The organism is Streptomyces sp. SAS_272 (assembly GCF_052543235.1).
The window spans coordinates 85106-91912 of record NZ_JBMNDR010000025.1; the positions used below are offsets into that span (position 1 = coordinate 85106).

At 74.1% G+C, this 6807-nt stretch carries 5 protein-coding genes; 3 read left to right on the forward strand and 2 right to left on the reverse strand.

Going from position 1 to position 6807, the window contains the following annotated elements:
* Positions 1-252 precede the first annotated feature (252 nt).
* Positions 253-1839: an alpha/beta hydrolase gene (locus tag ACN6LD_RS16895; protein ID WP_319196184.1), complete on the forward strand. Its 1587-nt coding sequence runs from the start codon at positions 253-255 to the stop codon at positions 1837-1839.
* Positions 1840-1928: 89 nt separating this feature from the next.
* Here ACN6LD_RS16895 and hemQ read toward each other — a convergent pair whose 3' ends face one another.
* Both hemQ and hemG read right to left on the reverse strand, forming a co-directional pair.
* Positions 1929-2660 carry a hydrogen peroxide-dependent heme synthase gene (hemQ, locus tag ACN6LD_RS16900; RefSeq protein ID WP_445043585.1) on the reverse strand — a complete coding sequence of 244 codons (732 nt, stop codon included), beginning with the start codon at positions 2658-2660 and terminating at the stop codon, positions 1929-1931.
* A 5-nt stretch (positions 2661-2665) separates the two neighbouring features.
* Complete coding sequence (gene hemG / locus ACN6LD_RS16905) at positions 2666-4123, reverse strand: protoporphyrinogen oxidase (protein WP_319196187.1); 1458 nt, start codon at positions 4121-4123, stop codon at positions 2666-2668.
* Between the two features lie 188 nt (positions 4124-4311).
* On the opposite strand from hemG, the gene ACN6LD_RS16910 reads away from it, so the two are divergent.
* Positions 4312-5379, forward strand: coding sequence for a DUF4349 domain-containing protein (locus tag ACN6LD_RS16910; RefSeq protein ID WP_445043586.1), 1068 nt, complete (start codon positions 4312-4314; stop codon positions 5377-5379).
* Between the two features lie 27 nt (positions 5380-5406).
* Complete coding sequence (locus ACN6LD_RS16915) at positions 5407-6789, forward strand: FAD-dependent oxidoreductase (protein WP_319196189.1); 1383 nt, start codon at positions 5407-5409, stop codon at positions 6787-6789.
* The last annotated feature ends 18 nt before the right edge of the window (positions 6790-6807 follow it).

The window sequence follows — 6807 nt, forward strand, 5'->3', positions numbered from 1 at the left end:
GCGCCCCGCACCCCGCGCCCAGCGCCCGGTGACGGAACGTCACCTACCGCCCCGGGCTCGGCGCGGACCAGACCTGAGCCGGCCCTCGGTACCCGACTCCACGCACGCGGGTGCCCGCCAGGCGGGGGCGCGCTGCACCAGCCGGGGGCGCACAGGGGGCATTGGCGGCGACACCCGTCACCGGTGCTTGCCTTCCCCCACAACCGCACCAAACATCCCTTCTGTCGCCGCCGTGCATCGAAGGGACCCCCGATGAGAGCCGCCGCCCTCCACTCGGCCGCAGGAGCCCTGCTGCTGACCGTCCTCTCCGCCGTCCCGGCGGGCGGCGTCCCGGGCGCGGCCGCCCAACGGTCCCCGGCGTCCGGGGTGGCGCTCGCCGCCGCTCGGGCCGCGGCGAAGGGCGTCACCTTCGGGGCCTGTGCCGAGGCGGAGGAGCTGCCCGCCGCCATGCAGTGCGGCACGGTCGCCGTACCGCTGGACTACGCCCGTCCGGACGGCAGGCAGATCAAACTGACCGTCAGCCGGGTGCAGGCCACCCACCGGGACCCGCACAACAGCAAGCACCGGGTGCCCCGGCAGGGCGCCCTGGTGTTCAACCCGGGCGGTCCCGGCGGCTCGGGGCTGTACTTCCCGCTGATCGGGCTCCTGCCGGAGTGGAAGCGCATCGGGGCGGCCTACGACCTCGTGGGGTACGACCCGCGCGGGGTCGGCCGCTCGGCGCCCCTGTCCTGCCAGGATCCCCAGCGCTTCTTCAAGGGCCCCTCCCCCGCGCCGACGCATCCCTCGGAGTCGTACAAGCGGGAGCGCATCGCGCAGGCCAAGGCGTACGCGCAGGGCTGCGCGAAGCGGGCGGGCGGCGCCCTGCGGCACTACAACTCGCTCAACAACGCCCGCGACCTGGACGTGGTGCGGGCCGCGCTGGGCGAGGAACGGCTGACGTTCATGGGCGCGTCGTACGGCACCTACTTCGGGGCGGTCTACGCGACGCTGTTCCCCTCCCACGTGCGGCGCATGGTGTTCGACGCGGCCGTGAACCCGGACCCGGCGCAGATCTGGTACCGCAACAACCTCGACCAGTCCATGGCGTTCGAGAGCCGCTGGACGGACTTCCGCGAGTGGATCGCCGCCCATGACGACGTGTACGGCCTCGGCGACACCGCGGAGGAGGTGCTGTTCAGCTACGAGCGGGCGCGGGCGCGGCTGGCCGCGGAGCCGGCCGGCGGGAAGGTGGGGCCGGGCCAACTCCAGGGCGCGTTCCTGCAGGCCGGGTACTACGACGACTACTGGCCCGCCCGCGCGCAGGCGCTGTCGGAGTACCTGAAGGGCGATCCGAAGCAGCTGATCGCGCAGGCCGGTCCGGTGCAGGGGGCGGCGGCCGAGGCGGAGAACGCGAACGCCGTGTACACGGCCGTGGAGTGCAACGACGCGTCGTGGCCGACGGACTGGAAGGTGTGGGACCGCGACAACACGCGCCTCGCGCGCGTCGCGCCGTTCGAGACCTGGGACAACGTGTGGGCGAATCTGCCCTGCGCGTACTGGCCGGCGCCCCGGCAGCAGCCGCTCGACGTGCGGACGGGGCCGGGCGAGCTCCCGCCGACGCTGATCCTGGCCGCCGAGCGCGACGCCGCCGCGCCCTACGACGGGGCGCTGGAGATGCACCGCCGCCTGTCGGGGTCGGTGCTGGTGACGGAGCGCGACGCCGGCACCCACGGCATCGCGGGCGGCCCCAACCGCTGCGTCAACGGGCATCTCGAGGCGTATCTGCTGGAGGGGCGGCTCCCTGCCCGGCGCTCCGCCTGCGCGGCGCACCCGGAGCCGAAACCGCTCGCGTCGCGCTGAGGCCGTCGGACGGCGGCGGGGCCGCGTGGGGCAGGTCGCTCCCACGCGGCCCCGCCGCATGTCGGTACGGTCCCACGCCCCTCGGGGGGTCAGGCCAGCCCGGCGACCAGATCCGCCACGGACTTGCGGCGGCCCGTGTAGAACGGGACCTCCTCGCGGACGTGCATACGGGCCTCCGAGGCACGCAGGTGACGCATGAGGTCGACGATGCGGTGCAGCTCGTCGGCCTCGAAGGCCAGGATCCACTCGTAGTCGCCGAGCGAGAACGAGGCGACGGTGTTGGCGCGGACGTCCGGGTAGCCGCGGGCCATCTTGCCGTGGTCGGCGAGCATGCGGCGACGGTCCTCGTCGGGCAGCAGGTACCAGTCGTAGGAGCGCACGAAGGGGTAGACGCTCACGTAGTCGCGGGCCGTCTCGTCGGCGAGGAACGCCGGGATGTGCGAGCGGTTGAACTCGGCGGGGCGGTGGAGCGCCATGTTCGACCAGACCGGCTCGAGGGCGCGGCCCAGCTTCGTGCGGCGGAAGAGGTTGTACGCCTCCTGCAGCTGGTCGGCGGTCTCGGCGTGCCACCAGATCATGACGTCGGCGTCGGCGCGCAGACCGGACAGGTCGTATGTGCCGCGGATCGTCACGTCCTTGGCGGCGAGCTGGTCGAACAGCTCCTGCACCTCGTCGGCGAGGCCCGCGCGGTCTTCGGGCAGCGCGTCCTTCAGCCTGAAGACGGACCACAGGGTGTAACGGATGACCTCGTTGAGGTCCTTGGCCAGCTTGCCCTTGTTGGGGATCCTGCCGGGCTCGGTGGTGGAGGCGTCGTCACTCATGGTTCTCATTCTCCCGCTCCGCCGTGCAGACTCTGCACCGGGTCGGCCGCGAGGGCCCGTACCGTGCCGAGGTCGCCGCCGAGCCGGTCGGCCGCGGCGTACGCGCTCGCGATGCAGGCCGGGATGCCCACGCCGTCGTACTGCGCGCCGCACACCGCGAGGCCGGGGAGCTTCGCGACGTGCTCGCGGATGCGGGCCACGCGCGCGTGGTGGCCGACCGGGTACTGGGGCAGGCCGTCCGTCCATCGGGTGACCCGGGTCTCGACGGGTGCGGCGGCCAGGCCGGTGGCCTCGCGCAGGTCGTGGCGGGACACGGCGACCAGGTCGGCGTCGTCGCGGCCGAGGATCTCCGTCTCGCCATGGCGCCCGACCGAGGTGCGCAGGACGAGCGTGCCGGGGTCCTCGTCGGCGATCCAGCCCCACTTCTGGGAGGCGAACGTGGACGCCTTGATGGTGTGTCCGTCGACCGGCGGGACGAGGAAGCCGCTGCCTTCGGGCAGGGTGGTCCCGGCGCGCCGGTAGGCCAGGGTGATCAGCGCCATGGAGGCGTACTCCACGGTGCGCAGCTCGGCCGCGGCCCCGGGGGCCTCTGCGGCCAGCAGTCGGGCGGCGGCCGGTGCGGGGACGGCGACGATCACGGCGTCGGCGTGCAGCACCCGCTCCCCGGCGGTGACGCGCCAGCCGCCCGCGGCGTCGCGGTGCAGCCCGCTCACCGGTACGCGCGTGTGGATCTCCGCGCCGCGCGCCTCGACGGACGCAGCGACCGCGAGCGGCAGGGAACCCACGCCGCCCTCGATCCCCATGAAGACCGGCCCGGTCTGCTGATTCGCGGCGGCCTTGGCCTGGATCCCGCGGACGGCTTCTGTCAGGGAGGGGTGCGTGCGCGCCGCCTGGAAGAGCTGGGGGACGGCCGAGCGCATCGAGATCCGGTAGGCGTCTCCGGCGTACACCCCGCCCAGCAGCGGTTCGACGAGACGGTCGACCACCTCGCGGCCCAGCCGGGCGGCCACGTACTCGCCGACCGCCACGTCGTCCCCGAGCGGTGTGCGGGGCAGGTCGGCGTCGCGCTCGATCCGGGCGACGCCCTCCCCGGACAGGACGCCGGCCAGGGCGCCTCCTGTGCCGGGGACGCCCATGACGTGGCCCTTGGGCATGGGGCGCAGGGCGCCGCGGGTCCAGATCGAGGCGGTGGCGGTGGCCGGGGGCTGCAGACGGTCGGCGAGGCCCGCCTCGCGCGCGAGGGCGATCGCCTCGGGCCGGCGCGCCAGCATCGACTCGGCGCCGAAGTCCACCCGCACGCCCGCGATCTCGCCGGGCAGCAGCTTGCCGCCGACCCGGTCCGACGCCTCCAGAACGGTGACCCTGGCCCCGCGTTCGAGCAGCCGGTGGGCCGCGGCCAGCCCGGCGATTCCGGCTCCCACGACGACGACGTGCTGCCCGGTGCCCGTACCCGTTGCGCTCATGACCCCACTCTCTCAGACCCCACCGACACCGCCGCCGGGCGGCGGTGTCCTCCTCGCGTCCCGACCGTGACCTGTTCGGAACCGATCGCCGCAAACGTCCGGGGCGGCCCTGGCGTCGAAGAAGCGTCAGTGGTCAGTCATCAGCCGTTCACAACCCTCGGGGGGACACCCACATGCGCGACGCCCACATGCGCACACGACGTTCCACAGGACGCCCCGCGCGCCGCCCCGCACGGCCCGCGCACGCCCTGGCCGGCCTCCTGCTGGCCGCGGGCCTCGCGCTGACCGGCTGCAGCGGCGGCGCGGACGACAGCGGGAGCACCGCGTCCGACAAGGCCGCCGTCGGTGACGCGGCCGCCCGGGACACCGGCGCGGCCTCGGCCGCGGACGCCAAGGAGGGGGCGGGCGCGAGCGGCTCGAAGGCCACCGCGGCGCCCAAGCCCGCCGTGAACCGCATCATCCGCACCGCCACCCTGACCGTGCAGGTCAAGGACGTCTCCAAGGCCCTCGACGAGGCGCGTACGACCACCGAGAACGCCGGCGGCTATGTCGGCGACGAGACGACCGTCCGGGACGAGGACGACACCGAGCGGACCCGCGTGGTGCTGCGGATCCCCGTCGAGAAGTACGACGACGTGCTCGCCGACCTGCAGGGCGCGGGCAAGCTGCTGGAACGCACGGCGAAGGCCCAGGACGTGACGGACCAGGTCGTCGACGTCGAGAGCCGGATCGCCTCGCAGCGCGTCAGCGTCGCCCGGGTCCGCGAGCTGATGGACCGGGCCGTCAAGTTGAGCGACGTGGTCACGCTGGAGGGCGAGCTGAGCAACCGTGAGGCGGCGCTGGAGGCTCTGCTCGCGCAGCAGGCCTCCCTCAAGGACCGCACGAGCCTTGCGACCGTCACGCTGACCCTGGCGGAGAAGCCGGTCGTGGAAGCCGCGGAGGACGACGACCCGGGCTTCGTCGACGCGGTGACCGGCGGCTGGGGCGCGCTGGTGACGGTGCTCCGCTGGATCGCCGTGGCGTTCGGCGCGACGCTGCCGTTCCTCGCGGCGGGTCTGCTGCTTCTGCTGGTGTGGCTGCGGCTGGTCCGGCCGCGCCGCCGGGCCGCGGAGGCGAGCTGGGCGCGAGCGGGCGTCCCGGGGCAGACCGGGGCGGGCCTGACGGGAGCCGCGCGGACCGGGAGCGGACAGCCGGGGACCGGGCAGGCCGGGGCCGGGCGCGGCGAGGCCGAGGCGGGCGAGCCCGGGCAGGACTGAACTGCGCTCCCCCCGTAGCGTGTTCGTATGAGCATCGAGCGACTGGTCGTGATCGGCGGTGACGCCGCGGGCATGTCCGCGGCGTCCCGGGCCCGCCGTCTGAAAGGGCCCGATGAGCTGGAGATCGTGGCCTTCGAACGCGGGCACTTCACGTCCTACTCCGCGTGCGGCATCCCCTACTGGGTGGGCGGCGACGTCGCCGGGCGGGACGATCTCGTCGCCCGCACCCCCGAGGAGCACCGCGCGCGCGGGATCGATCTGCGGCTGCGCACCGAGGTCACCGAGATCGACGTGGCCGGACGGCGGGTACGCGCGCGTGCGGTGGATTCCGGGGCGCAGTCCTGGACGCCGTACGACAAGCTCGTCGTCGCGACCGGGGCGCGCCCGATCCGGCCGGACCTGCCCGGTGCGGACGCGGCGGGCGTGCACGGGGTGCAGACCCTGGACGACGGTCAGGCGCTGATCGACACGCTGTCCCGCGCGCGGGGGCGCCGGGCCGTGGTCGTGGGGGCCGGTTACATCGGCGTGGAGATGGCCGAGGCGCTCATCAACCGCGGCTACGAGGTGACGGTCGTCAACCGGGGAAGTGAGCCGATGTCGACCCTCGACCCGGACATGGGCCGGCTGGTGCACCTGGCGATGGAGGGGATGGGCATCGCCATGGTAAACGACGCCGAGGTCACCGAGGTGTGCACGACGCAGGACGGCCGGGTCCGGGCGGTGCGCACCGAGGACGCCGAGTATCCGGCGGACGTGGTGGTGCTGGGCATCGGCGTCCGGCCGGAGACGGCGCTCGCCCAGGCCGCCGGGCTGCCCGTGGGCGGACACGGCGGCCTGCTCACCGACCTGGCGATGCGGGTGCGCGGCCACGAGGAGATCTGGGCCGGCGGCGACTGCGTCGAGGTCCTCGACCTGGTCTCGGGCCGGGAGCGGCACATCGCCCTGGGCACCCACGCCAACAAGCACGGACAGGTCATCGGCGCCAATGTCGCAGGCGGTTACGCCACGTTTCCGGGCGTGGTCGGTACCGCCGTGAGCAAGGTCTGCGATCTGGAGATCGCCCGGACCGGGCTGCGCGAGAAGGACGCGCGCAGGGCGGGCCTGCGCTTCGAGACGGTCACCGTCGAGTCGACCAGCCGGGCCGGTTACTACCCCGGCGCCTCCCCGATGACGGTCAAGATGCTGGCCGAGCGCAGGACGGGCCGCTTGCTCGGTGTCCAGATCGTCGGGCGGGAGGGCGCGGGCAAGCGGGTCGACGTCGCGGCGGTGGCGCTGACCGCCGGGATGACGGTGGAGCAGATGACGTCCCTCGACCTGGGCTACGCGCCGCCTTTCAGCCCGGTGTGGGATCCGGTGCTGGTGGCTGCCAGGAAGGCCACGGCCAAGGTGCACGGCAGCGGGCAGGAGTAGGGCGGGGGTCCGGGACCC